Raw genomic sequence first — 25,431 nt, 5'->3', positions numbered from 1 at the left:
CCACAGCGTCACACGAGACGAAGGGAGCGGAAATTATGGTAGATGCGGGCCCTCCTGTAGAAGGTGATGTCCCCCTTTACCAGCATGGCCGTGTCATCTGGATTCTCGCGGGGGAGCCGAGTGGCGATAGCATCGGGGCACGTTTGATGCAGGCTCTGCATCGGATAGACCCGATGTTGGTTTTCGCAGGCGTAGGGGGAGGGCGGATGGAGGCGCGTGGCCTCCGCAGCCTTTTCCCGATGGAAGACCTCACAGTGATGGGGTTTATGGAGGTCCTCCCGCGGTTGCGTCTGCTTTCGCAACGCTTGGTGGAGGCAGAGCAGGATATTGAACTCCGCCGCCCTGATATTGTCATTACGATTGATAGTCCCGGTTTTGCGTTCCGTCTCCTGCGCCGCGTGAGGCGGCTGAAGGTGCGGCGATTGCATTACGTTGCCCCTCAAGTCTGGGCATGGCGGGAAAAGCGGGTGAAGCATTATCGTGGGCTATGGGATAGTTTGCTTTGCCTCTTCCCCTTTGAGCCAACATGGTTTGCTGAGCGGGGCTTTCATGCTCATTTTGTAGGGCATCCCATTTTGCAATCGGGCGTGCCACATGGTCGGCCAGAGCGTTTTTATAAACGCCATGACCTTAGGCCAGAAAGCCCGGTTTTGCTGCTTATGCCGGGTAGTCGTAACTCCGAGGTGCCGAAATTACTGCCTGTTTTTGAAAAGACGTTAGAGCTTTTATATAAGCAATTCCCGGACCTCCAGCCGGTTATCCCAGCGACATCAGGCATGGCCCCCCTCGTGCGGAAGATGGTGCGGCATTGGGCTGTTCATCCCTCTATTGTGACGGATACGGAGGATAAGCATGACGCCTTCCGCGCGGCAGATTGCGCTTTAACAAAATCCGGCACCTCGACTTTGGAGCTCGCCATTGGAGGCGTGCCGATGGCGGTGACGTATAAGGTCAATCCACTCTCTGCCGTGTTGGGGCGGTTTTTGCTCAAAGTGCCATATATCTCGATTGTGAATATTCTTGCCGGGCGGGAGATCGTGCCGGAGTTAGTGCAACATAATTGCACACCGCAGAAATTAGCCGAGGAAGTAACAGCCCTGCTCACAGACGAGGCCAAGCGTAAGGCTCAGCAAGAGGCCTTTGGTACCGTGCTGGCTATGTTACAGGCCCCCGAAGGGGATCTCCCCGCTATGGCAGCGGCAAAGCAGGTTCTAGCTTTGATGGAGACCCCATTAGATGAGCTACGTGCTCATGAGTAAGCGGCGGTCTTAACGTAGGAAGCCTACGAGTTTTTCCGCCTCACTGACAATCGGTTCAGACACGGCGCGGGCCCGGTCTGCCCCTTGGCGCAATACATTGAGAAGATGGCCCTTATCATCCATCAGGCGGCGCGTTTCCTCCGCAACGGGGGCTAGTGTCTCTACCAACAGGTCCGCTAAGGCTTGCTTAAAGGTCCCAAAGCCTTGGCCTGCAAATTGGTTTAGGACATCCGCTAAGGATGTGTTGGACATAGCAGCATAGATGGTCAGCAAATTACGGGCTTCTGCGCGGCCCTCTAGCCCCGCTTCCTCGCTTGGTAAAGGCTCTGCATCGGTACGGGCTTTGCGGATTTTCTGCGCAATTTCGTCCGCTGTGTCATTCAGCACAATGCGGCTTTGGGCCGATGGGTCGGACTTGGACATCTTCTTACTGCCATCGCGTAAGCTCATCACACGGGCAGCATGGGGGGGGATGAGAGGCTCAATTTGTGGGAAGAACTCAACGCCCATGTCATGATTAAACTTTTGGCCAATATCGTTAGCTAATTCCAGATGTTGGCGTTGGTCGTCCCCTACAGGCACGCGCGTAGCATGGAAGGCGAGAATATCGGCCGCCATAAGGTTGGGATAGACATAAAGCCCTGCGGAGTGATTCTCGCGATTCTTTCCCGCTTTATCCTTAAATTGCGTCATGCGGTTTAGCCAACCAAGGCGGGAGACGCAGTTAAAAATCCAGCCTAGCCGTGCATGGGCACTAACGGCAGATTGATTGTAAAGGCGGGTTGGGTCGATGCCAGAGGCGAGTAAGCAGGCGGTGGAGGCTAAGGTCTGCTCCCGCAAAGCTTCTGGTGACCATGGCATGGTGAGGGAGTGCATATCCACGAGGCAAAAGAGGCAATCATGGTCCTTTTGCAAGGTAACCCAGTTACGAATGGCCCCAAGATAATTACCAAGATGGGGGATACCTGTCGGCTGAATCCCTGAGAAAACGCGCTGCATGAGCATGGTCCTGAATTAAAAAAGGGGGAGGAGACGATAAAAGCCGCCCCGCTTGGTATGGAAGGGGGCGGCAAAAGCTCTCATTATGGTGCTGATAAAGGATAGGCTTTATTATTGTAAGCCTGCATCATCCTCAACACCGAGAAGCTGGATTTTGAAGATGAGCGGGCTATTGGGGGGGATAACCCCCATGGAGCGTTTACCATAGCCTAATTTAGGCGGTACATAGAGCTCCCACACATCGCCAACACGCATGAGGGGGAGGCCCTCCATCCATCCCTCAATCACACCATCAAGGGGCATTTCCATATAAGCGGCCCCTGTGTGCATCTCTGAGGAATCGAAAATGCCACCGTCAGGTAAGCGGCCTTCATAGATGATCATCATCGTGCCCCCCTTTTGGGGATGAGGGGAATCTTTAGGGCCAGATTTTAGGATTTTATAGGCCAGACCATCAGGCTGCTTATGCACACCGGGTTGTTTATAGACCTGATCCATAAACTGCTGAGGGCTTAATTCCTGTTTTGGTTTGCCTGCACAGCCCGCCAGCCCAATAAGGCCCGCGAGGATACATATTGGCAAATAACGGAAGAAAGAACGCAGGGAATGGGACATAAAATGCCTCTCTATGAAGACGACCAACAAGGACATGGCTTAGGGGGTGCCGCCGCGCCGCCCTTTATTCGCACCCAAGCGCAAGCGTAGCGCATTGAGGCGGATAAAGCCTTGTGCATCGACCTGATTATAGGCGCCTTCATCATCCTCAAAGGTAACAACACGCGCATCATAAAGGCTATCGGGGCTTTCCCGACCCACGCAGATGACATTCCCTTTATAAAGCTTCAGCCGGACGCGCCCATTAACGGATTTCTGGCTGCTATCAATCAGGGCTTGGAGCATGTGACGCTCTGGGGAGAACCACAGGCCGTTATAAATCAGCTCTGCATAGCGCGGCATGATGCTATCTTTGAGATGCGCAGCTTCACGATCCAGCGTGATGGATTCCATAGAGCGATGAGCTTGGAGCAGAATCGTTCCACCGGGTGTCTCGTAAATCCCACGGGACTTCATGCCAACAAAGCGGTTTTCCACAATATCAAGGCGACCAATACCGTTAGCTTTGCCAAGCTCATTGAGGCGGGCCAGCAAGTTAGCCGGGGAGAGGGCCTCACCATTAATAGCGACTGGGTCACCATGTTTGAAGTCGATGGTGATTTCTGTTGCTTTATCCGGTGCAGCTTCTGGAGAGATTGTGCGTTGGAAGACAATCTCATCAGGCGGGAGGGAGGGGTCCTCCAGAATCTTCCCTTCAGAGGAGGAGTGCAGCAGGTTCGCATCGACAGAGAACGGAGCTTCACCGCGCTTATCTTTTGTGACGGGGATTTGATTCTTCTCGGCGAAGTCGAGCAGCTTCGTGCGGGAGGTTAGGTCCCATTCCCGCCAAGGAGCGATGACTTTTACATCAGGTTTAAGAGCGTAATAAGCTAGTTCGAAGCGGACTTGGTCATTCCCCTTGCCGGTGGCCCCATGGGCTACGGCATCAGCCCCCACAGCCTCGGCAATCTCAATCTGCCGTTTAGAGATGAGGGGACGGGCAATGGAGGTGCCGAGCAAATATTGCCCCTCATACACCGTATTAGCGCGGAACATGGGGAAGACGTAATCCTTAACGAAGGTCTCCCGCAAATCCTCAACAAAAATCTCTTTTACGCCGAGGGATTCAGCCTTACGGCGAGCTGGCTCTAGCTCCTCACCTTGGCCAAGGTCCGCTGTGAAGGTGACGACCTCGCAGCCATAATGCTCTTGTAACCAGCGGAGGATAACTGATGTATCCAACCCGCCAGAATAAGCCAGAACAACTTTCTTAATGCCTGAGGCTTTGCCCATGATTGCTCTATATCCTCTGCTGAAAAAACAGAAACCGACTGTCGTTACGCGATAACGCTCTTGTAACAGGTGTCAGGCCGTTGGGCCAGAGGCTAGCCTTTTAAGGCGTGGCCCGGGCCTGTCTTTGCCGCTCACTTTGGGTTTTAAGCTGCCCACAAGCGGCGAGAATATCCTTCCCGCGCGGCATACGGATGGGGGCTGCATAGCCTGCATCCATCACAATTTGGGCAAAACTAGCCAAACGCTCTCTCGTAGAGGGGCGGAACTCCGACCCCGGCCAAGGGTTAAAGGGGATGAGATTCACCTTGGCGGGCAACCCACGGATGAGCCGTACTAACTCCCGCGCTTCGGCATCGCTATCATTGACATCGCGGATCATGATATATTCAAAGGTGATGCGGCGGGAGTTTGAGGCTGCAGGATAACGATGGCATGCCGCGATAAGCTCCTCAATCGGGTATTTTCGGTTCAACGGGACAAGTTGATCGCGAAGGTCATTGCGGACAGCATGAAGGGAGATGGCAAGGTTAATCCCCAGCTCATCCCCACAGCGATCCATCATCGGCACCACGCCGGAGGTTGAGAGCGTAATGCGCCGGCGGGAGAGGGCGATGCCTTCCCCATCCATGATGATTTTCATCGCTTTGGCAACATTCTCATAATTATAAAGCGGCTCGCCCATACCCATCAGCACAATGGTGGAGAGCAGACGCGGCGTGTCCCCTTTGGGGCTGGGCCATTCCCCATAACTATCCCGTGCGGCCATAAATTGCCCGACAATTTCCGCCGCTCCCAAATTACGGACGAGCTTTTGCGTCCCTGTATGGCAAAAGCTGCAAGAGAGCGTGCATCCCACTTGGGAGGAAATACACACTGCACCACGGTCCTCGCGCCGGTCGGGGATGTAAACCGTCTCGGCCTCTTGCCCATCACGGAAGCGAAAGAGAAACTTACGCGTATCGTCCTTGGAGGTCTGCTGAGTCGTCACGCTGGGGCGACCGACGATGAAATGCTGCTCCAACTTCGCTTGCAGGGGCTTGGCAATGGTGGACATGCGGGAGAAATCCGTCACACCTTGATGATATATCCAATGCCAAAGCTGTTTAGCGCGGAAGGGTTTCTCCCCAATCTCGACCAGCACGTCTGCCAGCTCCTCCCGTGAGAGGCCAACAAGCTCGCGGCGGCCATCTTCTGTGATGGGGGTAGGCGGGGCAAAGAGAGCGGATTTGGCCTCGATGCGTTTGCGCTCACTCTCATTGAGGGCAGCGACAGCATCAGAGGCAAGCGGGGAGGAGGGGGCCGGGTGAGTCATGGTGGTGGCTCATAACATGGAGGGGCCGGAAAGGGCCAGATAATTGACGGGGAGTCGGGCGGTTTAGCCTGCCTTTTTACGGGCAGCGATGAGGAACTCTTTATTCCCCTCCGGCCCAGTGATGGGGCTTGGGACAAGGCCTAGAATCGTCCAACCGGGGAGGGCAGCAAACCAAGTGTGAATCTCTTGGCACACGCGCTCATGCACCGCCGGGTCTCGCACAACCCCTTTAGGGCCAACATCCGCACGCCCGGCCTCAAATTGCGGTTTGATGAGCGCAACAGCCCATGCGCCGGGTTTGGCCATCTCTAAGGCTGGGGCAAGCACGGTTTTGAGGCTAATAAAGCTGGCATCGCAAACGATAATATCCGGGGCCTCTGGGATATGCTCTTTGCTGAGATGACGGGCATTGGTTTTCTCCAACACTACAACACGCTCATCAGAGCGGATTTTCCAAGCGAGTTGGCCATGGCCTACATCAACAGCATAAACACGCGCCGCCCCATTTTGGAGCAGAACATCAGTAAATCCACCCGTTGAGGCCCCTACATCAACGGCGATTTTCCCCTCTGTGGAGAGGGGGAAATGCTCCAAGGCGTGTGCTAATTTCAGCCCCCCGCGCGAGACCCATGGATGGTCCTGCCCTTTAAGGGTTAAAGCCATATCATCGGGGAGTTGGTCTCCCGCTTTTTTGACAGGCTTATCCCCGTGTGGCCCTGCATAGACCAACCCGGCCATGATGAGGGCTTGCGCGCGGCTGCGTGTTTCCACCAATCCTCGCTCAACAAGGAGTTGGTCGGCACGGCGTTTGGCCATTAAGCTTTGGCCTTCCCAGCGAGAGCGTGGCGTGCCAGCTCAGCAATATGATGAGCTGTAAGACCAGCTTCTTCATATTGGGCCTCAGGCGTGTTGTGGTCGATCCATGTATCAGGCAACGCCATAGGGCGGAAGCGTACATGGTCTAGCAACCCCGTTGCGGCGAGATGCTCCACCACCTGCGTGCTGAAGCCACCGGGCGCGCCCTCCTCTAATGTGAGGAATACTTTATGTTGGCGGGCGAGGGCCTCAATTAAGGCGCCATCAACAGGCTTAGCAAAACGAGCATCCGCTACGGTAACCGCAATCCCTTCCGCAGCGAGTGTATCAGCAGCTTTGAGAGCCTCTTGCAAACGTGTGCCGAGGGAGAGAATGGCCACACCTTCCCCCTCAGAGGCACGAACAATGCGCCCCTTGCCGATGTCTAAAATCTGGCCTTCCTCTGGGAGGTCTAGCCCTAAGCCGGAGCCACGCGGGTAGCGTAGGGCAATCGGCCCGCTATCATGGGCCCATGCGGTGGCTGTCATATGCAAAAGCTCCACCTCATCAGAGGGGGCCATGACAGTCATATTAGGCAGGCAACAGAGGTAATTGAGGTCGAAAGACCCGGCATGGGTTGCCCCATCCGCACCGACTAGCCCAGCACGGTCCACCGCAAAACGGACTGGAAGATTCTGCAAGGCGACATCATGCATGACTTGGTCATAAGCACGTTGGAGGAAGGTGGAATAAATGGCACAGAAAGGCCGCATCCCCTCGCTAGCCATACCCGCAGCAAATGTGACAGCGTGTTGCTCTGCAATGCCGACATCAAAATAACGCTCTGGATAATGCTGGGCCATTTTGTCGAGCCCCGTGCCAGAGGGCATAGCCGCTGTAATGGCTACAACCTTCTCATCCTGCTTGGCACGATGCAGCAACTCACGGGAGAAGATATTGGTATAAGATGGCGGGCCAGCAGGGCCTTTTTTCTGCTCACCTGTCTCGACATTAAAGCGGGAAACCGCATGATATTTATCACCAGCGGATTCGGCAGGCTTATACCCACGCCCCTTTTCTGTGATGACATGGAGGAGGACCGGCCCTTTATTCTCGGCATCGCGAAGATTGCGTAAAATCGGGACAAGTTGGTTCATGTCATGGCCATCAACAGGGCCGACATAATAAAAACCAAGCTCCTCAAACAGCGTGCCGCCCGTAATCATACCACGGGCATATTCTTCCGCACGTTTCGCGGTCCGCTCAATGCTGGAGGGGAGGCGTTTGGCAAGCCTACCGGCTAAATCCCGCAAGGTGAGGAAGCGGCGGGAGGACATGAGCCGGGTCAGATAATTGGACATTGCCCCAACAGGAGGCGCAATGGACATCTCATTATCATTGAGGATGACAATGAGACGCTCTGCCCCTTTGCCCCCCATAGCCCCGGCATTATTCATGGCTTCATAAGCCATACCGGCGGAGATAGAGCCATCCCCGATGATGGAAATAACATTCCGCTCCCGATAAGCGGGATGATCCTCTGCATAAAGATGATGAGCCACAGCCATCCCTAGCCCTGCGGAGATGGAGGTGGAGGAATGTGCTGCACCAAAGGGATCGTAAGGGCTTTCGGAGCGGCGGGTAAAACCGGACAAACCACCCGGCTGGCGCAGAGTGCGGATTTGCGGCCGCCGCCCTGTGAGAATCTTATGCGGATAAGCTTGGTGGCCAACATCCCAGATAATGCGGTCATCGGGTGTGTTAAACACAGCATGGAGAGCCACAGTCAGCTCAACCACACCAAGGGAGGCCCCTAAATGCCCCCCTGTGGTGGAGACGGCGTTAATCGTCTCCGACCGTAACTCCTCAGCTAATGTACGGAGCTGCTCGGTGGAGAGATTCTTCATGTCCGCCGGTGTGTTTACCCGGTCCAAAAGAGGATAACGGCCCATGGTCGGGATGGAGGAAGACATGCTCATGGACGATTAATTCCTGCGTTCGATAAAATAGGCAGCAAGGGCGCGGAGTGTATCAGCTTGCGGGCCAAAGGAGGAGAGAGCCTGGCGGGCTTGCTCGCTGAGACGGTGGGCTTCTTTACGTGCCCCTTCAATACCTAATAAAGCCACATAGTTGGATTTGCAGGCATCTTCATCTTTACCAGCGGTTTTGCCAAGCTCTTCCGTACTGGCGGTGGTATCAAGAATATCATCAGCGACTTGGAAGGCTGTACCTAAATCCGCCCCATAGCGGATGATGGCCTTACGCTGTGGGTCATTAGCAGCAAGACCGGCTAAAATCGCTCCCGCCTCAGCAGAATAGCGGATGAGTGCACCGGTCTTCATAGCATGGAGGCGTTGGACCTGCTCTAGCGGGAGGGCCTTGCCTTCCCCACGAATATCAATGACCTGGCCCCCAACCATCCCAGCACTGCCAGAGGCACGCGCAAGGGCGAGGGCAAGGTCAGCGCGGATGGCAGGGTCTGGGCTGGTAGCAGGCTCTAAAAGAACCTCAAACGCGCTAGTCTGCAAAGCATCGCCAGCGAGGATCGCGAACGCCTCATTAAACTTTTTATGTGTAGAAGGTTGGCCCCGGCGAAGGTCATCATCATCCATGGCGGGGAGGTCGTCATGGACGAGGGAATAAGCATGGAGGAACTCTACAGAGGCCGCAACGCGCAAGGCTGCCTCACGCGATGCCCCAAAAAGGGCGGCTGTTTCTAATACTAAGAAGCCTCTCAGGCGTTTCCCCCCATTAAGGGCCGCATAGCGCATGGCCTCAATGAGCAAGGATTCATCACCCGGCACAGGAGGGAGGAGCGCATCAATGCTGGCCTCAATATCCCGACAGGCCAAGCGTAAAGCATCCTTGAGAGGGAGGGCGTGGCTATCGGTCATTGGGGGGTCTCCTTGATGTGGGGCATGGTGGTATAGATAGGCTGCATCATTAGAAGGGAATCTCATCATCTGGGCCAGCCTTAGAGTCCCAATGGTCATCTCGTGATGTAGGAGAGGGGGCGGCAGCCTTTTTCTTACGAGGGGCGGCGGCTGGTTTTTCTGTAGGGTCAAAACTGTCCTCAGAGAGGGAACCATCCGCTTTCTGGACGATGGCCTTAACGCGCATTTCTGCCTCGGCAAGCCGTTCTTCACAATGGCGGCGTAGGGCGGCACCGCGTTCATAAGCAGAGATGGCATCTTCCAACTTCATCTGCCCTGTTTCTAACCCACGTACAATCTGCTCAAGCTCGGCAAGGGCCGCCTCAAAGGAGAGTTGACGGAGCGGTGTAGTGTTTTGTTTAGCAGATGTCATAAAGCGGGGCACGACTATCCAAGTAGGGTTCAGAGCATGAAACTTACAGGCCATTACAGGGATATGGAGATTTTTTCCACCCCTGTTCCTCGTTGTTTAGCAAGATCACAGACTGTTTGATATATGCGGGCATGATAATGCGTGATGGGGGGGCTTTGGCAAGACTTAAGAGCGTTTTATTTTACGATAGGTTAAAAACGACTTTGCAAAACCATATAGCACAAGAACGCGCCATCCAGCCCCCAGATGATAGGTGGTAACGTACGAGCCTTCCCTTTTATAAGGGCCGTTGCGGTGTAAAGCAGCATCCCACAGGCTAAAGAGAGCATAAAATTACCCGTTACAACGGTGATAAGCAGCATACAAAGTGGTGGAAATGCGTCCTCCATGGCGGAGGGAAGGTCTCTTAAATGGCTCAACATCATGATGCCGACAAAAACAAGTACAGGGGCTGTGGCTATGGCAGGGATAGCGGTTAGGAGTGGCCAGAATACGCAAGAAGCAGCAAATAGAATAGCCACAATGAGCGCACTTAGACCTGTGCGTCCGCCAGCCTCAGCCCCTGTTAAGCTTTCCAAATAAGCAGAGACGGTGCAGGTCCCTAACAAGGCCCCTATAACGCTTGCCGCTCCATCAGCAGTAAAGGCGCGTGGGTCAAGATCTGGATGTTCTTTTGTGCCGGATAACCCGGCATGACGGGTGACAGTGAGCATTGTGCCTGTAGCATCAAAGAAATCACTCAGGAGGACATATAGTGTAATGGGTAGAACCAACCCTAAATGCTGGAAAAAATCTTTAAAATCAAAAGGAAAGAGAAGATGACGTGGGTAATGGGGCCAGTCTAATATATGGGGCGGTAAGTGGGTCAGTGTGCGCCCATCCATACCGGGGACGACCATCCCTATTAGGGTAAGACCTGCCATAGTAAGGAGTAACCCCGCCGGAATGCGTAATAATTGGAGGAGGAGGCAGAGTAAAATCCCCATTAAAGCGAGGATGACGGAAGGATGAGCAAGTGAGGCAAAGCTAAGCCCGCTGGGGGAAGGAATGGCTATACCGGCCTCAATTAAGCCAATTCGTGCAATAAAAGCTCCAATAGCGACTTGAATCCCCAATATAATACTGGTTGGAAAACTATGTATAATCGTCAGGCGTAATTTTGTGATGGATAAGAGCGTAAAGCACAGCCCACTAAAGAGAACAATGGTAAAGGCTGTAGCAGGATTAACATGCGCTTGTTGAACAATAACTTGCGCAAAGAGGACATTACTGCTCATAGCCGGAGCGAGGGCTAAGGGAAGTCGTGCCCATAGAGCCATGATGAGCGTCCCTGCCACAGCCCCCGCAATGGTTGTCATGACCATATCATGGCGGGCGAGCCCCGCCGCGGCGAGAACAGCCGGATTGACGGCCATAATATACGCCATAGAGCCAAAAATAGTTAGCCCGGCTATAACCTCTCGCGAGATGGTAGAGTGTCGCTGCGTGATGTGGAAAAAGCGATCAAGATGGGATCGTAACACAGGCATCACTCCAGCGCAGTAGGGTCAGGTTACGAGCGTGTCCCGTTATGGAAAAGCCGATACATTAATGGCGAGAACAGGCTGCGTGCCTCTTGCGCGGGAAGTTGAGCATAAATCGCCCCAATGACAGAAGGCGAGAGCCAACGGCTATGATAAATGGCCGCTTTTAGCCCAGCGGCACTCATCCCATAAGCAAGGAAATGTTGGAAGGCGGAGTCTACCTTATCTGGCATGGGCGGTTGAGGCAGTGGTTTTAAGGTAAAGTGCTGAGAGGAATCCCCCAATAATGCTTGCCCGGTAGAGCGGAGTCGCAGCCTCATATTTTCGCCTTGTGGTGTTAGCTCTAAGGCTATGCACGCCAGCAATGAGGAGGGATGAAGGGCATGCGGTGCAGCAACAGGTATGTAAGGCAGAGGTGAGAGCGCATCTGCATAAAGCCATGCGATATTTGGGGTATCTAGATTTTGAAGCAGTTGTAGCGGTATGAGGTCAGTCTCGGTAAGGAGTTCTTCTTTGTTATAGAGCCGAATAATATGCTGCTTTGTATGGAGGGCTAGCACAGTCTCTCCACAGCATAGTTGAAAGCGGGCCAACATAGGCGGTGTTTTAGTTTTAGACGAAGGGTTGTGAGAGGCTTTTAGCTCGTCTTGATTTTGGAGGGCGTAGCACTCTCCCGCAATAAGACCCTGTATAAAGCGCGCTGCGATTGTCAGACTTTGTGAGAGATGTTGTTGCCCTTGAGGGAAACTATGTTCGTTGCGGTCAAAATAACGGCGGGTCTGAGGGGTGTGGCTATTGGCTGCGGCATCATGGAGGATGCGCGCTTTGGACCAATTCGGTGGGGTTTGTAACCGTGCAAAAGGATTAGGAAGTGTTTGATTAGCCGTGGGGCGGAAAAAATCCCGTGTAACACGATGGTCAGTAAAATTCTCCACCGCATGGGTAGTAAAGAGCGCACGAGGATGTGGAATAGGGCCAGTTAAGGATTGGTTATGCCATTTTCCAAGCCCCATAATGCACCAATTTATAGGGATGGATGCGGTTTGAAGAAACGCCTCCGTCCCCATATGCTGCTCTATATCGGCAAAAAAGGCGGAGAGGGTGCTTTGAGTTGGTAGGAAATATTCATCAATCGCGAGGGGGAGCATCCAATCAAAATGTTCATGCTCGCGTTGAATAAGGCTGTTGAGCCCTGCCTCACGGCGGTGTAGCGCGTCAGTGTCCTGCGCGTCTGTCTCTATAATGCGAATATCATAATGGCGTGCGGCTTGTGTGAGCAGTTCTCGGCTACCGTCGGTGGAATGGTCATCACACACTAAAAGGGCAGAAAAGCCTAATGCGAGGTGATGTGCCATCCACCAAGGAAGTCTATGCGCTTCATTATGGATGCAAAGGAGAGCGGCTGTGCGGGGCATGGGCTAATCCATCTTCAAAGCAGCGAGGAAGGCACTTTGTGGGATTTCGACCTTCCCGAATTGCCGCATACGTTTTTTCCCTTCCTTTTGCTTCTCCAACAATTTGCGCTTACGGGAAATATCACCGCCATAACATTTAGCCGTTACGTCTTTAGACAATGCCCCCAAAGTCTCACGCGCAATAACCTTGGAGCCAATAGAGGCTTGGATGGCGATTTTAAAGAGTTGGCGGGGGATGAGGTCCTTCAATTTCGCACAAATAGCGCGGCCACGGGATTCCGCCACTGTGCGATGGGCGATGAAGGAGAGCGCATCAACGGGCTCATGATTGACAAGGATGGAAATGCGGACGAGGTCGCTCTCCTCATACCCATCCATTTGATATTCAAAAGAGGCATAACCGCGTGTGAGGGACTTCAACCGGTCATAAAAATCAAACACTACCTCATTGAGCGGTAGACGATACACCGCCATTGCTCGGTCCCCCACATAGGTGAGGTCTATTTGCACACCGCGCCGCTCGGTACAGAGGGTGAGGACAGAGCCTAAATATTCATCACGAACGAGAATAGAGGCCTTAATCCACGGTTCCTCAATATAATCAATCTTGCTGATTTCCGGCATATCAGCGGGGTTATGCAGCTCTTCGACAGAGCCATTATTCATGTGCATTTTATAAACAACAGAGGGGGCTGTTGCGATGAGGTCGAGATTAAACTCACGCGAGAGACGTTCTTGGATAATCTCCAAATGCAGCAAACCGAGGAACCCGCAACGGAAGCCAAACCCCAAAGCGGCCGAAGTCTCTGCCTCAAAATGGAAGGACGCATCATTAAGGCGCAACTTACCCAAGCTTGTGCGTAGCTTATCAAAATCATCCGCATCGACAGGGAAGAGCCCACACCATACAACGGGGATGGAGGGCTTAAAGCCGGGGAGGGCTTTTTCTGCTGGGCGGTTATCGAGCGTGATGGTATCGCCCACATTGCAATCTGCCACAGTCTTAATCGCGGCATTGATGTAGCCCATCTCCCCCGGCCCTAAGGAGTCCACAGGCTTCATTTTGGGGAGGAACACACCAACCTGGTCCACATGATAGGTGGCCCCCGTTTGCATCATGCGGATTTTATCGCCGCGTTTCAGCCGCCCTTCCTTAATCCGCACGAGGATAATCACACCGAGATAGCTATCATACCAACTATCCACCAATAGCCCTTGTAAAGGGGCTTCTGCATCGCCTTTAGGGGCAGGCAGACGTTGGACGAGGGCCTCCAAAACGCCCTCAATATTCAAGCCTGTTTTGGCACTAATCTCCACAGCATCATCAGCGGGGATGCCGACAACTTCCTCAATCTGGGCGCGTACACGCTCTGGCTCTGCCGCGGGGAGGTCAATCTTATTGAGGACGGGGACAATCTCATGGTTAGCATCAATGGCTTGATACACATTGGCGAGTGTTTGTGCCTCCACCCCTTGGGAGGCATCAACCACCAAAAGCGAGCCTTCACATGCCGCTAAAGAGCGGCTGACCTCATAAGCAAAATCCACATGACCGGGTGTGTCCATGAGGTTGAGGACGTAAACATTGCCATCCTTTGCCGGGTATGTCAGCCGGACGGTCTGGGCCTTGATGGTAATGCCACGCTCTTGCTCTAGCTCCATAGAATCAAGAACTTGGCCCTTCATCTCGCGTGCGGTAAGAGCCCCACATGCCTCAATAAGCCGGTCCGCCAAGGTAGATTTACCGTGGTCGATATGCGCGATGATGGAAAAATTACGAATGAGAGAAAGCGGTGTGTCGGTCATGACGCCCTAATTAGGTGATTTGGAGGCTTCTGTCAGCATTAAAGGGAGGGGTTAGCGGTCTGTGAGGCGGAACTCAATCCGGCGATTACGGGCTAGAGCTTCAGCACTGCTCCCATGGTCCAATGGTTGATAGTTAGAGAAAGCCGTTGCTGCGATATGGTGTGCGTCCACCCCGTTGAGGATTAAGGTTTTCACCACCGTAATAGCCCGTGCGGCAGAAAGCTCCCAATTACTGGTAGAGGTAGAATGAATTGGCTGGCGGTCAGCATGGCCATCCACGCGCAGAATCCACGGTATATCAGCAGGAATGGTTGCGGCGACCTCGCGGAATGTATGGGCAAGGGTCAGAATCTCCCGCCGCCCTGCCGGTGTCAGCTCAGCACTGCCACTAGGAAAGAGGACTTCAGAGCGAAAGACAAAACGGTCCCCCACAATCTCAATGCCCGGTTGGTTTTTAAGAAGATCACGCAACCGCCCAAAAAAGACTGACCGATAGCGTTGTAATTGGTTGACCTTATTCGCCAACGCAATATTGAGCTTCTGTCCTAAAGCGGCAAGTTGGGCATCTTTATCCGCCTCGTTCTTTTTCTCTATTTCCAACGCTGCCGCAATCGCTTGGAGCTGATGTGTCAACTCTGCCACTTGGGAGGAAAGAGCGGCAATACTGCCAAGCTGTGCTCCTTCTACAACATGAGAATGTTCCTCCATCGCAGTCAGCGCACGTTGTTTTTCATCCAATGTGGTATTGAGTGTTGCGATGAGCTGCTTTTGCTCTTGGCTCGTTTTATTGAGGGTTTGGACTTTCCCTTCACTAAGAGAGAGCATCTGGCTCAATTTAGTAAGGTCTTGGCGGAGGCTATCCAAACTACGCTCTTTTTGAGCAATCGTGGCGGAGAGGAACTCTTGCCCCAAAATAAAGACGAGCAAAACAAATGTGACGACCATCAATAACGAGGACAGAGCATCCACATAGCCCGGCCATGCGTTGATGGCACCAAGGTGACGTCTGCGGCGGGCCATGGCTTAATCTTCCCTACGCTGGGTGGAGCGCGTTTTATGATCCCGCTGGAATAAATGAGCAATATCGCTGCGCAGGCTGGTTAGTTTCTGCCCCATCTCTTGGACAAGATGTGTCATAGAGGGGTCTTCTGCATGATGTTGTTTGATGTTGTTGTTTAAGTTTTGCAATATGTGCAAAGTCGCCTGATTATTCTCATCAAGCTGGTAGAGCATCTCCTCTAAGGGGGCGAGAGGCTGGCGTGTTGGCTCGCGCAGATGGCGTAGCGTGGCGTTTAGCTCATCCAGCTTACGGAGGATAGCCACATTACCAGCACGGATAGCGTCCTCTGTTTGTGGGTCTTTCTGCGTGGCATTGGGTGTATTTTCGGCTGGTGTGTCCAGAAATGTCAGGTCAGCCAACCATTCCTCAATCTCATTAGCAAAACGGTTTTGCGCTTGGCCGGAGGTAAGATCCAAAAAGCCGAGAATTAACGATCCCGCTAATCCGAACATCGATGCTGAAAAGGCGGTGGACATCCCCATGAGAGGCTTGGTTAGGCCCATCTTGATATGATCGAACATACCTGCAAGGTCTGCTCCGCCAGAGGGCATAGCACTAATCACATCCGCTACAGAACGCACCGTGAGGATTAAGCCATAGAACGTCCCTAAAAGCCCCAGAAATACAAGAAGCTGCGTAATATAGCGGGAGATATCGCGCCCTTCATCCATGCGGGCCTCAAGGCTCTCCAACATAGCGCGGGTTGTGTGGGTAGAGAGGGTCAGCTTGGGGTTTTCCTCCCGCCGTGCGCGGAGCAAGCGTGCCATAGGGGCTAGAAGCAGTGGTGGTTCTGGCACACGCAGCCCCTCACGAGGCTGTTGGAGAATTGTAACCCAGCGAACCTCCGGGATAAGGCGCAAGGTGAGATGGAGGTTCCAAGCGATGCCTAAAAGGAGAATGGCGATAATGACCCCGTTTAGCCCCGGATTCACCATAAAAGCATGAATCAATATATCGCGCAGGGCGAAGACCACAGCGATAATGACGAGGAGAAAGACACAAATGCGAACAAGATAGCGGGTAGGATGCGTCATGGTTTTGGAGTTTTCTCATTAGAGGGCTGGTCGGCTGATAGAGGGGTCTCTACCGGAGGAGGGTTGCTCTCAGGGCGTATATCAAGCCGCTCGGTTGGGGCTGTATCATCTGCCGTAGGGCGACCTTGAGCAATAGGGTAGATTCGCGTTGTTGCGATGCCATTCTGCACAAGCAATCCACGAATCGCTAAAGCTCGGGAGAGAGCCAACCGGCGCGGCATGGAAATATCGTTGCCCGGCACATTGGCATAGCTATGCAGGATAAACCGTACCTCAGTTTTGGGAGCCATGCTCTGGGCATAATGACGGACAGCTTCAATTGTTTCCTCATTTAAATCTGCGCTATTAGGGTCGAATAACACGCGCAAGGCCCCACCCTGCAAAGGCTCTGTATGGCTATGGCTTGTGGCAGCAGGCACGACCGTTGCCGCAGGAACAGGCGGATGGAGTGCAACTGGGAAGGGGGGTGGCGTGATAACTGTAGGTGTTGGAGCTTTAGCGGGGATGTCTAATTTACGAGAATAGCCCGCTGGTGTAGGGGCTGGCGTTGCTTTTGCTTTTGCAGGCGGCTGGGAATTGGTTGTGTTTTGAGCATGCGCCACCTTGCGTTGTTTATGGCCAACCGGTGCATGATGAGATGAGGACACCGCTGCTGAGGGCAAAGCGTCCATATTGGTCGAAACTTGCGCCCACGCCATAGGGAAGCCCCTTCCTAAAAGGAGGAGTGCGCATAAGAGAACGGGAAGGAAAGCCAGCCTATTTATCATATCAACGCCATCTTATGCGGGGGAGCGGCATCCTGCAATCTTTATAGAGATGCAGAAGCAGAATACGCGCTCCTATATACAGCACGAGCGGGTTAGGATTGTGTAATAGCGTTATGGACCAATTCCCGCAGGGGTGCGTGGAAGTGTTGGTTCCCTGCCACAACATTCACATCATCATCAAGTGCACCGAGGTCACGCCCTTGGTCATCAGTTGCGTGGCCACCCGCTTCACGGACGAGTAAAAGCCCCGCCGCGCAGTCCCATGGCTTTAGTCCCAACTCCCAATAGCCCTCATAGCGGCCTGCGGCGAGCCAAGCGAGGTCCAACGCCGCGGCCCCACAACGGCGGATGCCCGCTACCTTTGGCATAAGGCTGCTCAGAACACGGCCAAAAGGCAACCGATGATGAGCAGGGACTTTGGCAAAGGGAATCCCCGTAGCGAACACAGCCTCAGCCAGTTTGCGCCGCGCAGAGACACGGATGCGCCGCTCATTGAGATACGCCCCAATGCCTTTTTCCGCCCAGAACATCTCATGAGAGGCCGGGTTATAGACCACAGCAGCCACAAGCTCGACCTCCCCACTGGGATGGCGGCGTTGCAGTGCGATGGAAATCGCCCAATGCGGAATCCCGTGGAGGAAGTTTGTTGTCCCATCTAACGGGTCAACAATCCAACGCCATGTCCAGTTCTCACCACCTGAGGCCCCGCTTTCTTCCATGAGGAAGGCATAGCCGGGGCGAGCGCGGGCCAGCTCTTCACGGATGGTCTTTTCAGCGCGCATATCGGCTTGGGAGACAAAGTCCCCCGGCCCTTTAATGCTAACCTGAAGTTGTTCAACCTCGGTGAAGTCACGCAGGAGAGAACGCGCAGCCTTTTGTGCAGCATTCTGCATGACGGCCATATGGGGAGAGAGGCGCATGATTAGTCCTTGGCACGCTCAACGTAAGTGGCATCTTCTGTACGCACAACAATGCGCTCACCCGCTTCGATGAAAGGCGGAACCATGACCTTCACACCGTTGGAGAGCATAGCCGGCTTGTAGGAGGAGCTTGCCGTCTGGCCTTTTACAACAGGGTCAGCCTCGGCAATTTCCAACGTGACTTGCGGCGGAAGTGTTACAGCCACCGGGTCGCCTTCTACCAGCTTGACGCTGATGGTCATGTTATCTTGCAAGAAGGGAAGCTGGTCACCCAAAATATCCTTTGGCAGCATGGTTTGCTCAAAGGTCTCTGGGTCCATCAGGACGATGTTATCGCCATCCATGTAGGAATAGATGTAGTCGTTATCTTCTGTAATCAGACGCTCGACTGTATCAGCGGTGCGCCAACGCTCGTTGCTCTTATTGCCACTGGCAAGGTCGCGCATCTCAACCTGAATAAAGGCACCACCTTTACCCGGTGTTAGAATCTGCTGTTTAAGGACGGTCCAACGGCGGCCATTATGTTCAATGACCTGCCCGGCCCGGATGAGGTTGGCTTGCTGTTTCATGTCAGCTCCTGATGTGCATGCAAAAGATCAAGTCGTGTCGTGATGACTTCTAGCCGTGCCGATGGGGCGGGGCAAGGGTTTTAGGTGAAGGGATATTGTTTTCCATCCACCCCACGTGCATGAGGGTGATGGTCTGGGGCAGTGGGGATGAGGTAATCCGGCCCTAAGGGAACCTTCCCTTTTCCTCCGGGAATATCCACAACATAAGTCGGCCATACTAACCCAGAGACGCGGCCCCTGAGTCGTTCAAGCAAAGCGCGTCCTTCCTCAACAGGGACATGGAAATGGGCCGTACCGGGGGCAGAATCGAGATGATGCAGATAATAAGGCTTTACACGCGCAGCAATTAAGGCCCGGAGCAATCCTTCTAAAGCCTCTTCAGTATCATTCACCCCACGCAGCAAAACCGATTGGGATAGTACAGGGATGGCCCGCCCCAATATGTGCCGAATAGCGTGGCGAGCTTGCTTTGTTATCTCACGTTCATGATTAGCATGGATGACTACCCATAAAGCGCGGTCTGTCTCTAACGCATCCAACAAAGCGGGGGTAATACGCTCCGGCGCGGCTACGGGAACACGGCTATGGAGCCGTATAATCTCTATATGCTTGATGTTAGAAAGCCGCTGAATAATATGCGTCATCCGGCGCGGGGAGAGCATGAGCGGGTCCCCCCCGGTGAGGATGATTTCACGAATGGCAGGATGTTCCTCAATCCAGCGGAACGCCGCTTCTAACTCGGAATCGCTTAACAACCCACCATCGGGGCCAACATGCTCCCGCCGGAAGCAGAAGCGACAATAAAGAGGGCAAATGAGCAAAGGCTTGAGCAACGCTCGGTCCTCATAACGGTGCACAATACCCGGCACGGGGGAGAGGGCATCATCCCCAATCGGGTCAGCTTGCTCATGAGGCTGGGTTTGCAATTCCCGCTTATCGGGGATGACTTGCCGAGCAATCGGGTCATCAGGGCCTTGGATGAGCTGTTGGAATGCAGGAGGAATCGCTGTTGCATAATGATGCGCCACAGCTTCCAGCCCCTCTTTTTGGGCAGCTGTAATTAAGCCTGCTTCTAGCAAAGCATGTGGGCTGCGGAGTGTTTTATCTGAGGGGGGGGTAGGGTCAGGCATAATGTTGCTCTAGCGAAGGCGAACGGATTCCGGCAAGATGGGAGCAAGGCAATCGTCTCATAATAAGAGGGGGCATCATGGGCCAAAGCACTGCCCAGATTAGAGAGCGTCTGCCCTTTTTACAGCGGCGGTCCCAGATGGTTCGTGCTGTTCGTGCCTTTTTTGAGGGACGCGGCTATTGGGAGGTGGAAACCCCTTACCTTGTCCCAACGCCGGGGGAGGAGGTGCATCTACGCTGTTTCCGCAGCCTGTTGGAGCATCCAGATAGCACAGCGGAGCCACGCTACCTTCACACGAGTCCCGAATTCGCGATGAAACGCCTTGTCGCTGCTACGGGGCAGCCTTTGTTTCAGCTTGCGCGTGTGTGGCGCAATGGGGAGCGCAGTGCCACGCATATGCCGGAATTTACCATGCTAGAATGGTATCATCCCGGGGCGGGCTTATCGGCTTTGATGGATGAAACAGAGCAGCTCTTACGTGCAGTTTTGCCGCCCCATCTTCCCTATAAAGATGGGGTGTTAGACCTCACCCAGCCTTTTGAGCGTCTTACCATGCAGGAGGCTTTTGCCCGTTACGTGGGGGTGGATGTGTTAGCCACGGCTGATGATGCTGCCCATTTAGCGCATGATGCTGGCGTGACGTTACGAGAGGGTGAAACGTGGGAGGATCTTTTCTTCCGCCTTTTGTTAGAAAGAATCGAGCCTGTTATTGGGCGGGAGCGGCCTACCTTCCTAACCCATTGGCCTATCGCACAAGCCGCCCTTGCTAAGCGGGACGTGGCAGACCCACGCGTGGCTTTGCGCTTTGAGCTTTATGCTGGTGGGATGGAATTAGCCAATGCGTTTGAGGAATTAACCGACCCTCACGAACAACGAGCGCGTTTTGAAGCCGACCGCACGCGGCGTTTAGCCCTTACGCCAGAGCAAGATTGGCCGTTAGATAAGGCTTTCCTCGCGGCTCTTGCTGATATGCCGCCGACATCAGGCATCGCCTTAGGGTTTGACCGGCTCGTGATGTTGGCAACCGGGGCCCCTCGTCTTGAGACGATTCTTTGGCTAAGCTGTTAAGTAATGCATGTTATGTGATGATGATTATGTGATGGGTAGGGGGCATTATGAAGCCTTATAGGGGGATGTTGGTTATTTTAGGGGCAGGGCTTTTATTGGCCGCCTGTAGTACCCCTGAGATTCAGCGGCCAAAAGTGTTGAATGCTATGATTGGGCAAAGCTCGGTTGATGTGATTCGCCGTTTTGGCGTGCCAAGCCGTGGCTACCAAACACAGGGCCATAATTTCTTATCTTATATCGAGACAACAACCCAATATTCCCCCGGTACAGGCGGTTGGGATTGGGGCTGGGGTGGCGGCTATGGGTACGGCTATGGCGGCTGGGGTGGTGTGGAAATCCCCCCCAGCTATTATAGCAGCAGTTGCCAGACCACCTTCGAGCTTGTGTCTGATCAGGTTGTGGGGTGGAAAATGCATGGGGGTGGATGTTGAGCATGCGCCGGATTCTACGGTGTAAAACACCGTTATTGATTGGCTCTTTTGTAGCATTATGCGCTGTAGCAGGCTGTAGCGATAAGCCCGACCGCCAAGACCCGTTGGATGTCTCAGCCTCTACACATGGGACCTTCCTGCCAGAGGCGGAGAGCATCCATGAGCGATATAAACCTGCTGGCCCTGATGAGCCACCTAACCCAGTTAGTGCGTATCATGTCCCGCCAGTCATGTCGTATGAGGATCGCCCATTGAGCGATAATATAGCCAGCGCGATTGAGCTTGCCGATTATGCAGTTGTAACACAGCGGGCAGGTTATTGGCAGTATTTGGAGGGAGAGGATAATTATACGGTTCTTGCTATCCCTAATAAGCCGTTTGAGGCCTATTACCGCGTTCAAGTCGCTCCTCTTGCAGAGGGTCCACGCCATACTTATGTTCGCGAGCTGATTGGCCAGACAATCATTAAAGGGTCGTGGGATGTCAAGAAAATCCGCCGCCGGGCTGCTCGATCACAGGATGGAACAGTGCGCGTTAAAACCCTCTCGGGCCCGGATTATGACCTGCTCTTTAAGCCCTTGCCTGATGGGCGTATTCAAGTCATCGGGCGTAATGGTTCTGCGATGTTGAAGGGGAGCGAATATAAGCAAGCGAACGGCATGTTGCTTGTGATTGATTCAGTATTGCCGCATCGGTGAGGGGTGGGAGGCTCTTTTTAAGAGAGAGCCTCTTTTATCTCGACAAAACGGGTGGTGATGTCCTCTGCATTATGCAGTGGAATTGCTAGAAAATCCGCTCCTGCTTTGGCCGCTGCTGCCCCGTCCTCCACGGCTGTAATATGCTCTGCTACAATGGGGAGTTCCGCAAAGAGGCTCCATTGCGTAATGGCTGTTAGGGCCGTAGCGGGGAGGCTGATATAATCTGCACCTTGCTCCCCAGCACTCATTGCATCATCTAATGTGAGGCATGAACATCCTAATTGCAAGTTTTTGGGTTTATCCTTGCGATTAATAAGGGTCTTTACCTCTGCAGGACGGGAGAGATGCAGCCCATCAATCTCTGTAAGGGGAATATCGCAAAGTAATCCAAGGTCAGATGGTGCAAGGATGAGAGCTACATTATAGCTCCACACCATTTGACGAAGGGAGTCTAACAGGCTGTGTTTTAAGGTTCTATCAAAACATAAACGCAAAGCCGTTACGCTCTCCATTTCTAAAATAGGAGGCAGCCGGTCTTGAAGCTCCGTCAATAGTTGGAGCGAGGGCAATATGGGGTAGAGGTCAGGTGCGGTCATAATAGATTAGATGTGACAGATTATAGCGTATTTTGCCAGTGCTGCATTACAGATGGCCGGATAGAGGCAAGCCGTCCTTCCATTGCTTTGGGGATAGTGGCGCGAAAGTCCCGGCAGATAACGCCATCTATGCCGCGATGTAAGGCCTCTAAGGCCAAGGCGGCGTTGGCTCCACAATCTAAGATGGAGGGGTGTTCTATGTCGGTGATAAGCTGCAACCACCAAGGCAATCCCAAACTCGCCCCGGCATAGGCTGGGGAGAGGATGGTAAAAGGGCGCGAACCACGTTGATGGCATATCTCTAGCAAGAGAGGACGCGTGCCGATTGTGAGAAAGGGACGTGGAAAAGCAGCAAAGATGCTTGACGTGCTGTGAGGATCAGTCATGTTATTCTCACATGGAAGGCGATTATATCTTTAAAAGCCATACTTACAGGGGGGAGCGTATCAGTGTCAGAGGAGACTTTACCAGCCATTATGCAGAAAAATCCTGACCTTGAACAGCTGGAGATGGCGTTAGTTCAGCTTGGCTTCGCCTTGGAGCAGCAGGAAATCCAAGCCGAGGCAGAACGCACACGGCAGGAGGAGAAATGCGGCATGCTATTAAAGCGGATTGAGCGTCTGGAAGCCCAACTGCGTGCAGTCCTCGCAGCTGATAACCTACCTCATCCTATGGGTGCGCAAGAGAAGGAGTAACATTATGGCCCAAGTAACACTTTCAGTAGGGGGTGTAAGCTATATCGTTGGCTGTCAGGATGGGGAGGAGGGCCATCTTAAAACCCTCGCCGCATCAATCAGCCAACGGTTGGAGGATGTGCGTAAGACCTTGGCACCGCGTGGGGATAAGGAAGCCCTTTTTCTCGTTTCTTTATTACTGGCAGATGAGCTTTATGAGGCACAAGGTAAGCGCATGACCGCGGAGGAAAAAGCTGCTCTTGCGCGCAGCCAGCAGTTAGAAGCAGCTCATCGGCATATGTCAGACCGATTGGCCGATGCTGCCGCTACAGCAAGTAATTTGCTCCAACGGGTAGAGGGGCATCTTAAAACATCCTCACAAGAGAGCATAACTGCTGCTACAACAACGGCTAATCCTCACAGCTAAGGTGCGCCCTTGTTATCTCGGCTCAGGAGTGCAATATGGGGGACGAAGCTGCCTAGCGCGTCAGGCACGATCAACCTCTGGGCCGATAAGCACTTCCAAGGGAACTGGCTCTGTCGTGGCTGTGGTCACGTTATTACCGGTGCCCACCTGCCCTAGCAGGTCCGGGAGGGCTGATGAGACCAACGGCTAAGGTGGCTTCACGGAACAAGCTTATGCCTGATAGCATTACATCTTCCGCACAAAAACAGCGTATTCGGCAGGCCTGCCTTGCCGATAGACCATTTGTCACACCACGGCAAAATCGGCAGCTTATCGCGCGTCTTGCAGTGCTTTTGCAGTCTATAAAACCAAACATAGTGGCTGCCGTATGGCCTTTACCCGAGGAGGTGGATTTACGCCCCCTTTGTAAACAGCTTGCGCGCGCGGGGTATCAGGTCGCCCTCCCACACACCCCTCCTAAAGGGCAGCCTCTTATATTCCGCTGTTGGACAGAAACAACGCGCATGAGGCGAGGCCGTTTTGGCACGTCCTTTCCCACAGGGCGGCGATGTAAGCCGGATGTCATACTCGTTCCGCTTGTCGCTTTTGATAGAGCAGGGGGGCGGCTTGGTTATGGCGGCGGTTATTATGACCGCACCTTACCGCTCTACCCGCAAGCGCGCTTGATAGGGTACGGTCTTTCTCAACAAGAGCAAGCGCACATTCCGATGGATGAGCATGATCAGCCCCTTCCCATGATCGTAACAGACTCTGAAATCATCCAGACAGCCAGCATGAAGGACATGTTTTGAGACTTTTATTTTTAGGCGATATTGTTGGTCGTAGTGGGCGTGATGCTGTCCTAGCTGGTTTGAAGGATTGGCGAGAGCAGCTATCTCTTGATGCCGTAATTGCGAATGCTGAAAATGCCTCCCACGGCTTTGGGCTATCCCCCCAAATTGCGCGTGACCTTCTGGATGGCGGCGTTGATGTCATCACATTAGGCAATCATGCGTGGGACCGTAAGGATTTAATTGGTCAATTAGACCAGCTTCCCACAGTTGTGCGCCCTGCAAATTATCCAGAGGGTACACCGGGGCAGGGTGGTTGCGTGTTAACTCTGCCATGTGGACGGAAGGTTTTGGTCATTAACGTAATGGGGCGCATTTTTATGGATGCGCTGGATGATCCCTTCCGCGCTGTAGATGCGATTCTCGCACGTCATCGCCTTGGCGGAACCATTCATGCTGCCATTTTGGATGTTCATGCCGAAACAACAAGCGAGAAGATGGTCTTTGGTCACCATTATGATGGCCGATTCTCCTTGATAGTAGGAACGCACACACATATTCCCACCGCCGATCATCGTATTTTAAAAGGTGGCACGGCCTATCAAACTGATGCAGGCATGTGCGGGGATTATGACAGCGTCATCGGGATGGAAAAAGAAAATGCCATCCGTAAAATGTTGAAGAAAGTCCCAACAGACCGCTTTCAACCAGCCACTGGCAAAGCCACAGTTGCCGGATTAATGGTTGAAACGGACGACCAAACCGGCCTTGCTATCAGGGTTTGTCCCTTCCGTCATGGCGGTGAACTGCTCCCTTCCACACCTGATTTTTAATTTTTTTGTAGTTTTCCTATTTTTTGGGGTTGCGTGGGTTTTGTGGTGTGGGTATAAGGCGCTCTACCGGCGGCGCTGGGGCGGGAGTTCTGGGGTTGTTTGGGTGGTCATTGAGAATTGAATATTGGTTAATAAGTAGAGACTGGAAGGGAT

At 53.3% G+C, this 25,431-nt stretch carries 26 protein-coding genes, 1 other RNA gene and 1 pseudogene; 9 read left to right on the top strand and 19 right to left on the bottom strand.

All coding sequences use genetic code 11. The features are described from left to right. Nucleotides 1–35: 35 nt before the first annotated feature. On the top strand, nt 36–1,259 hold the full coding sequence (lpxB, locus tag GM556_RS05335; protein ID WP_099026752.1) for a lipid-A-disaccharide synthase: 1,224 nt from the start codon (nt 36–38) through the stop codon (nt 1,257–1,259). A gap of 9 nt (nt 1,260–1,268) precedes the next feature. Here the strand turns inward: lpxB and trpS are convergent, their stop codons facing one another. The 17 genes and pseudogenes from trpS to GM556_RS05250 all read right to left on the bottom strand — a co-directional run bounded on the left by trpS (nt 1,269) and on the right by GM556_RS05250 (nt 19,782). Continuing rightward, the gene (gene trpS, locus GM556_RS05330; protein ID WP_099027028.1) at nt 1,269–2,258 is read right to left on the bottom strand and encodes a tryptophan--tRNA ligase; all 990 of its coding nucleotides are present in this window, start codon (nt 2,256–2,258) and stop codon (nt 1,269–1,271) included. A 111-nt stretch (nt 2,259–2,369) separates the two neighbouring features. Next, entirely contained in the window at nt 2,370–2,861 is a 492-nt protein-coding gene (locus GM556_RS05325; RefSeq protein WP_370513453.1) for an FKBP-type peptidyl-prolyl cis-trans isomerase, read from the bottom strand. Nucleotides 2,862–2,912: 51 nt separating this feature from the next. Continuing rightward, on the bottom strand, nt 2,913–4,145 hold the full coding sequence (locus tag GM556_RS05320; RefSeq protein WP_086441997.1) for an argininosuccinate synthase: 1,233 nt from the start codon (nt 4,143–4,145) through the stop codon (nt 2,913–2,915). Nucleotides 4,146–4,245: 100 nt separating this feature from the next. Then, a complete protein-coding gene (gene rlmN, locus GM556_RS05315; protein WP_155579498.1) occupies nt 4,246–5,457 on the bottom strand; it encodes a 23S rRNA (adenine(2503)-C(2))-methyltransferase RlmN in 1,212 nt (403 codons plus the stop codon). A gap of 63 nt (nt 5,458–5,520) precedes the next feature. After that, the gene (locus GM556_RS05310; protein ID WP_155579497.1) at nt 5,521–6,273 is read right to left on the bottom strand and encodes a TlyA family RNA methyltransferase; all 753 of its coding nucleotides are present in this window, start codon (nt 6,271–6,273) and stop codon (nt 5,521–5,523) included. After that, nucleotides 6,273–8,231, bottom strand: coding sequence for a 1-deoxy-D-xylulose-5-phosphate synthase (gene dxs / locus GM556_RS05305; RefSeq protein WP_155579496.1), 1,959 nt, complete (start codon nt 8,229–8,231; stop codon nt 6,273–6,275). The genes GM556_RS05310 and dxs overlap by 1 nt, the downstream gene beginning before the upstream one ends. A 6-nt stretch (nt 8,232–8,237) precedes the next feature. Beyond that, nucleotides 8,238–9,146 carry a polyprenyl synthetase family protein gene (locus GM556_RS05300; RefSeq protein WP_155573566.1) on the bottom strand — a complete coding sequence of 303 codons (909 nt, stop codon included), beginning with the start codon at nt 9,144–9,146 and terminating at the stop codon, nt 8,238–8,240. Between the two features lie 166 nt (nt 9,147–9,312). After that, nucleotides 9,313–9,558, bottom strand: a pseudogene (locus GM556_RS08765) (exodeoxyribonuclease VII small subunit); the annotation flags it as partial. Between the two features lie 191 nt (nt 9,559–9,749). After that, nucleotides 9,750–11,087, bottom strand: coding sequence for an NCS2 family permease (locus GM556_RS05290; protein WP_155573564.1), 1,338 nt, complete (start codon nt 11,085–11,087; stop codon nt 9,750–9,752). Nucleotides 11,088–11,110: 23 nt separating this feature from the next. Next, nucleotides 11,111–12,496, bottom strand: a complete 1,386-nt coding sequence (locus GM556_RS05285; protein WP_155579495.1) for a glycosyltransferase family 2 protein — start codon at nt 12,494–12,496, stop codon at nt 11,111–11,113. A 3-nt stretch (nt 12,497–12,499) separates the two neighbouring features. Beyond that, nucleotides 12,500–14,302, bottom strand: a complete 1,803-nt coding sequence (lepA, locus tag GM556_RS05280; RefSeq protein ID WP_155579494.1) for a translation elongation factor 4 — start codon at nt 14,300–14,302, stop codon at nt 12,500–12,502. Nucleotides 14,303–14,353: 51 nt separating this feature from the next. Further along, a complete protein-coding gene (locus GM556_RS05275) occupies nt 14,354–15,322 on the bottom strand; it encodes a peptidoglycan -binding protein (RefSeq protein WP_155579493.1) in 969 nt (322 codons plus the stop codon). A 3-nt stretch (nt 15,323–15,325) separates the two neighbouring features. Then, nucleotides 15,326–16,396, bottom strand: a complete 1,071-nt coding sequence (locus GM556_RS05270; RefSeq protein WP_155579492.1) for a MotA/TolQ/ExbB proton channel family protein — start codon at nt 16,394–16,396, stop codon at nt 15,326–15,328. Next, the gene (locus GM556_RS05265) at nt 16,393–17,094 is read right to left on the bottom strand and encodes an OmpA family protein (RefSeq protein ID WP_196424775.1); all 702 of its coding nucleotides are present in this window, start codon (nt 17,092–17,094) and stop codon (nt 16,393–16,395) included. The genes GM556_RS05270 and GM556_RS05265 overlap by 4 nt, the downstream gene beginning before the upstream one ends. Nucleotides 17,095–17,255: 161 nt before the next feature. After that, nucleotides 17,256–18,083 (bottom strand): inositol monophosphatase family protein, encoded by an 828-nt coding sequence (locus tag GM556_RS05260; protein WP_155579490.1) that lies wholly within the window; start codon nt 18,081–18,083, stop codon nt 17,256–17,258. A 2-nt stretch (nt 18,084–18,085) separates the two neighbouring features. Next, nucleotides 18,086–18,652 (bottom strand): elongation factor P, encoded by a 567-nt coding sequence (efp, locus tag GM556_RS05255; RefSeq protein ID WP_099026740.1) that lies wholly within the window; start codon nt 18,650–18,652, stop codon nt 18,086–18,088. Between the two features lie 80 nt (nt 18,653–18,732). Continuing rightward, nucleotides 18,733–19,782, bottom strand: a complete 1,050-nt coding sequence (locus GM556_RS05250; protein ID WP_155579489.1) for a lysine-2,3-aminomutase-like protein — start codon at nt 19,780–19,782, stop codon at nt 18,733–18,735. A gap of 77 nt (nt 19,783–19,859) precedes the next feature. Here GM556_RS05250 and epmA point away from each other — a divergent pair, with 77 nt between their 5' ends. The 3 genes from epmA to GM556_RS05235 are packed head-to-tail and all read left to right on the top strand — an operon-like array spanning nt 19,860 to nt 21,978. Then, nucleotides 19,860–20,849, top strand: coding sequence for an EF-P lysine aminoacylase EpmA (gene epmA, locus GM556_RS05245; protein ID WP_155579488.1), 990 nt, complete (start codon nt 19,860–19,862; stop codon nt 20,847–20,849). 47 nt (nt 20,850–20,896) lie between these two features. Continuing rightward, complete coding sequence (locus tag GM556_RS05240; RefSeq protein WP_155579487.1) at nt 20,897–21,280, top strand: hypothetical protein; 384 nt, start codon at nt 20,897–20,899, stop codon at nt 21,278–21,280. A 2-nt stretch (nt 21,281–21,282) separates the two neighbouring features. Then, entirely contained in the window at nt 21,283–21,978 is a 696-nt protein-coding gene (locus GM556_RS05235) for a hypothetical protein (protein WP_155573557.1), read from the top strand. A gap of 17 nt (nt 21,979–21,995) precedes the next feature. On the opposite strand, the gene GM556_RS05230 is transcribed toward GM556_RS05235, so the two are convergent. Both GM556_RS05230 and GM556_RS05225 read right to left on the bottom strand, forming a co-directional pair. Next, a complete protein-coding gene (locus GM556_RS05230; RefSeq protein ID WP_155573556.1) occupies nt 21,996–22,574 on the bottom strand; it encodes a thiamine phosphate synthase in 579 nt (192 codons plus the stop codon). Nucleotides 22,575–22,594: 20 nt separating this feature from the next. Beyond that, nucleotides 22,595–22,960: a hypothetical protein gene (locus GM556_RS05225; protein ID WP_155573555.1), complete on the bottom strand. Its 366-nt coding sequence runs from the start codon at nt 22,958–22,960 to the stop codon at nt 22,595–22,597. A 63-nt stretch (nt 22,961–23,023) separates the two neighbouring features. Between GM556_RS05225 and GM556_RS05220 the strand changes: the two genes are divergently transcribed. From GM556_RS05220 to GM556_RS05200, 5 genes are all read left to right on the top strand, one after another. Further along, nucleotides 23,024–23,269 carry a hypothetical protein gene (locus GM556_RS05220; RefSeq protein ID WP_155573554.1) on the top strand — a complete coding sequence of 82 codons (246 nt, stop codon included), beginning with the start codon at nt 23,024–23,026 and terminating at the stop codon, nt 23,267–23,269. Nucleotides 23,270–23,273: 4 nt separating this feature from the next. Continuing rightward, complete coding sequence (locus GM556_RS05215) at nt 23,274–23,675, top strand: cell division protein ZapA (protein WP_155573553.1); 402 nt, start codon at nt 23,274–23,276, stop codon at nt 23,673–23,675. Nucleotides 23,676–23,717: 42 nt separating this feature from the next. Continuing rightward, nucleotides 23,718–23,877, top strand: a non-coding RNA gene (gene ssrS, locus GM556_RS05210) — 6S RNA. Nucleotides 23,878–23,887: 10 nt separating this feature from the next. Then, entirely contained in the window at nt 23,888–24,466 is a 579-nt protein-coding gene (locus GM556_RS05205; protein ID WP_155579486.1) for a 5-formyltetrahydrofolate cyclo-ligase, read from the top strand. Continuing rightward, a complete protein-coding gene (locus GM556_RS05200) occupies nt 24,463–25,278 on the top strand; it encodes a TIGR00282 family metallophosphoesterase (protein WP_155579485.1) in 816 nt (271 codons plus the stop codon). Before GM556_RS05205 ends, GM556_RS05200 begins: the two co-directional genes overlap by 4 nt. Nucleotides 25,279–25,431: the final 153 nt, after the last annotated feature.

This window comes from Bombella sp. ESL0378 (assembly GCF_009725845.1).
Classification (GTDB): Bacteria; Pseudomonadota; Alphaproteobacteria; order Acetobacterales; family Acetobacteraceae; genus Bombella; species Bombella pollinis.
Note: the sequence above shows the minus strand (reverse complement) of the source record. Positions and strands in the feature narration are given on the sequence as shown.

Coding starts and splice junctions, on each gene's coding strand:
- lpxB (WP_099026752.1), top strand. CDS start 36: ATGGTAGATGCGGGCCCTCCTGTAGAAGGTGATGTCCCCCTTTACCAG.
- trpS (WP_099027028.1), bottom strand. CDS start 2,258: ATGCAGCGCGTTTTCTCAGGGATTCAGCCGACAGGTATCCCCCATCTT.
- GM556_RS05320 (WP_086441997.1), bottom strand. CDS start 4,145: ATGGGCAAAGCCTCAGGCATTAAGAAAGTTGTTCTGGCTTATTCTGGC.
- rlmN (WP_155579498.1), bottom strand. CDS start 5,457: ATGACTCACCCGGCCCCCTCCTCCCCGCTTGCCTCTGATGCTGTCGCT.
- GM556_RS05310 (WP_155579497.1), bottom strand. CDS start 6,273: ATGGCCAAACGCCGTGCCGACCAACTCCTTGTTGAGCGAGGATTGGTG.
- dxs (WP_155579496.1), bottom strand. CDS start 8,231: ATGAGCATGTCTTCCTCCATCCCGACCATGGGCCGTTATCCTCTTTTG.
- GM556_RS05300 (WP_155573566.1), bottom strand. CDS start 9,146: ATGACCGATAGCCACGCCCTCCCTCTCAAGGATGCTTTACGCTTGGCC.
- GM556_RS05290 (WP_155573564.1), bottom strand. CDS start 11,087: ATGCCTGTGTTACGATCCCATCTTGATCGCTTTTTCCACATCACGCAG.
- GM556_RS05285 (WP_155579495.1), bottom strand. CDS start 12,496: ATGCCCCGCACAGCCGCTCTCCTTTGCATCCATAATGAAGCGCATAGA.
- lepA (WP_155579494.1), bottom strand. CDS start 14,302: ATGACCGACACACCGCTTTCTCTCATTCGTAATTTTTCCATCATCGCG.
- GM556_RS05275 (WP_155579493.1), bottom strand. CDS start 15,322: ATGGCCCGCCGCAGACGTCACCTTGGTGCCATCAACGCATGGCCGGGC.
- GM556_RS05270 (WP_155579492.1), bottom strand. CDS start 16,396: ATGACGCATCCTACCCGCTATCTTGTTCGCATTTGTGTCTTTCTCCTC.
- GM556_RS05265 (WP_196424775.1), bottom strand. CDS start 17,094: ATGGCGTGGGCGCAAGTTTCGACCAATATGGACGCTTTGCCCTCAGCA.
- GM556_RS05260 (WP_155579490.1), bottom strand. CDS start 18,083: ATGCGCCTCTCTCCCCATATGGCCGTCATGCAGAATGCTGCACAAAAG.
- efp (WP_099026740.1), bottom strand. CDS start 18,652: ATGAAACAGCAAGCCAACCTCATCCGGGCCGGGCAGGTCATTGAACAT.
- GM556_RS05250 (WP_155579489.1), bottom strand. CDS start 19,782: ATGCCTGACCCTACCCCCCCCTCAGATAAAACACTCCGCAGCCCACAT.
- epmA (WP_155579488.1), top strand. CDS start 19,860: ATGGGCCAAAGCACTGCCCAGATTAGAGAGCGTCTGCCCTTTTTACAG.
- GM556_RS05240 (WP_155579487.1), top strand. CDS start 20,897: ATGAAGCCTTATAGGGGGATGTTGGTTATTTTAGGGGCAGGGCTTTTA.
- GM556_RS05235 (WP_155573557.1), top strand. CDS start 21,283: ATGCGCCGGATTCTACGGTGTAAAACACCGTTATTGATTGGCTCTTTT.
- GM556_RS05230 (WP_155573556.1), bottom strand. CDS start 22,574: ATGACCGCACCTGACCTCTACCCCATATTGCCCTCGCTCCAACTATTG.
- GM556_RS05225 (WP_155573555.1), bottom strand. CDS start 22,960: ATGACTGATCCTCACAGCACGTCAAGCATCTTTGCTGCTTTTCCACGT.
- GM556_RS05215 (WP_155573553.1), top strand. CDS start 23,274: ATGGCCCAAGTAACACTTTCAGTAGGGGGTGTAAGCTATATCGTTGGC.
- GM556_RS05205 (WP_155579486.1), top strand. CDS start 23,888: ATGCCTGATAGCATTACATCTTCCGCACAAAAACAGCGTATTCGGCAG.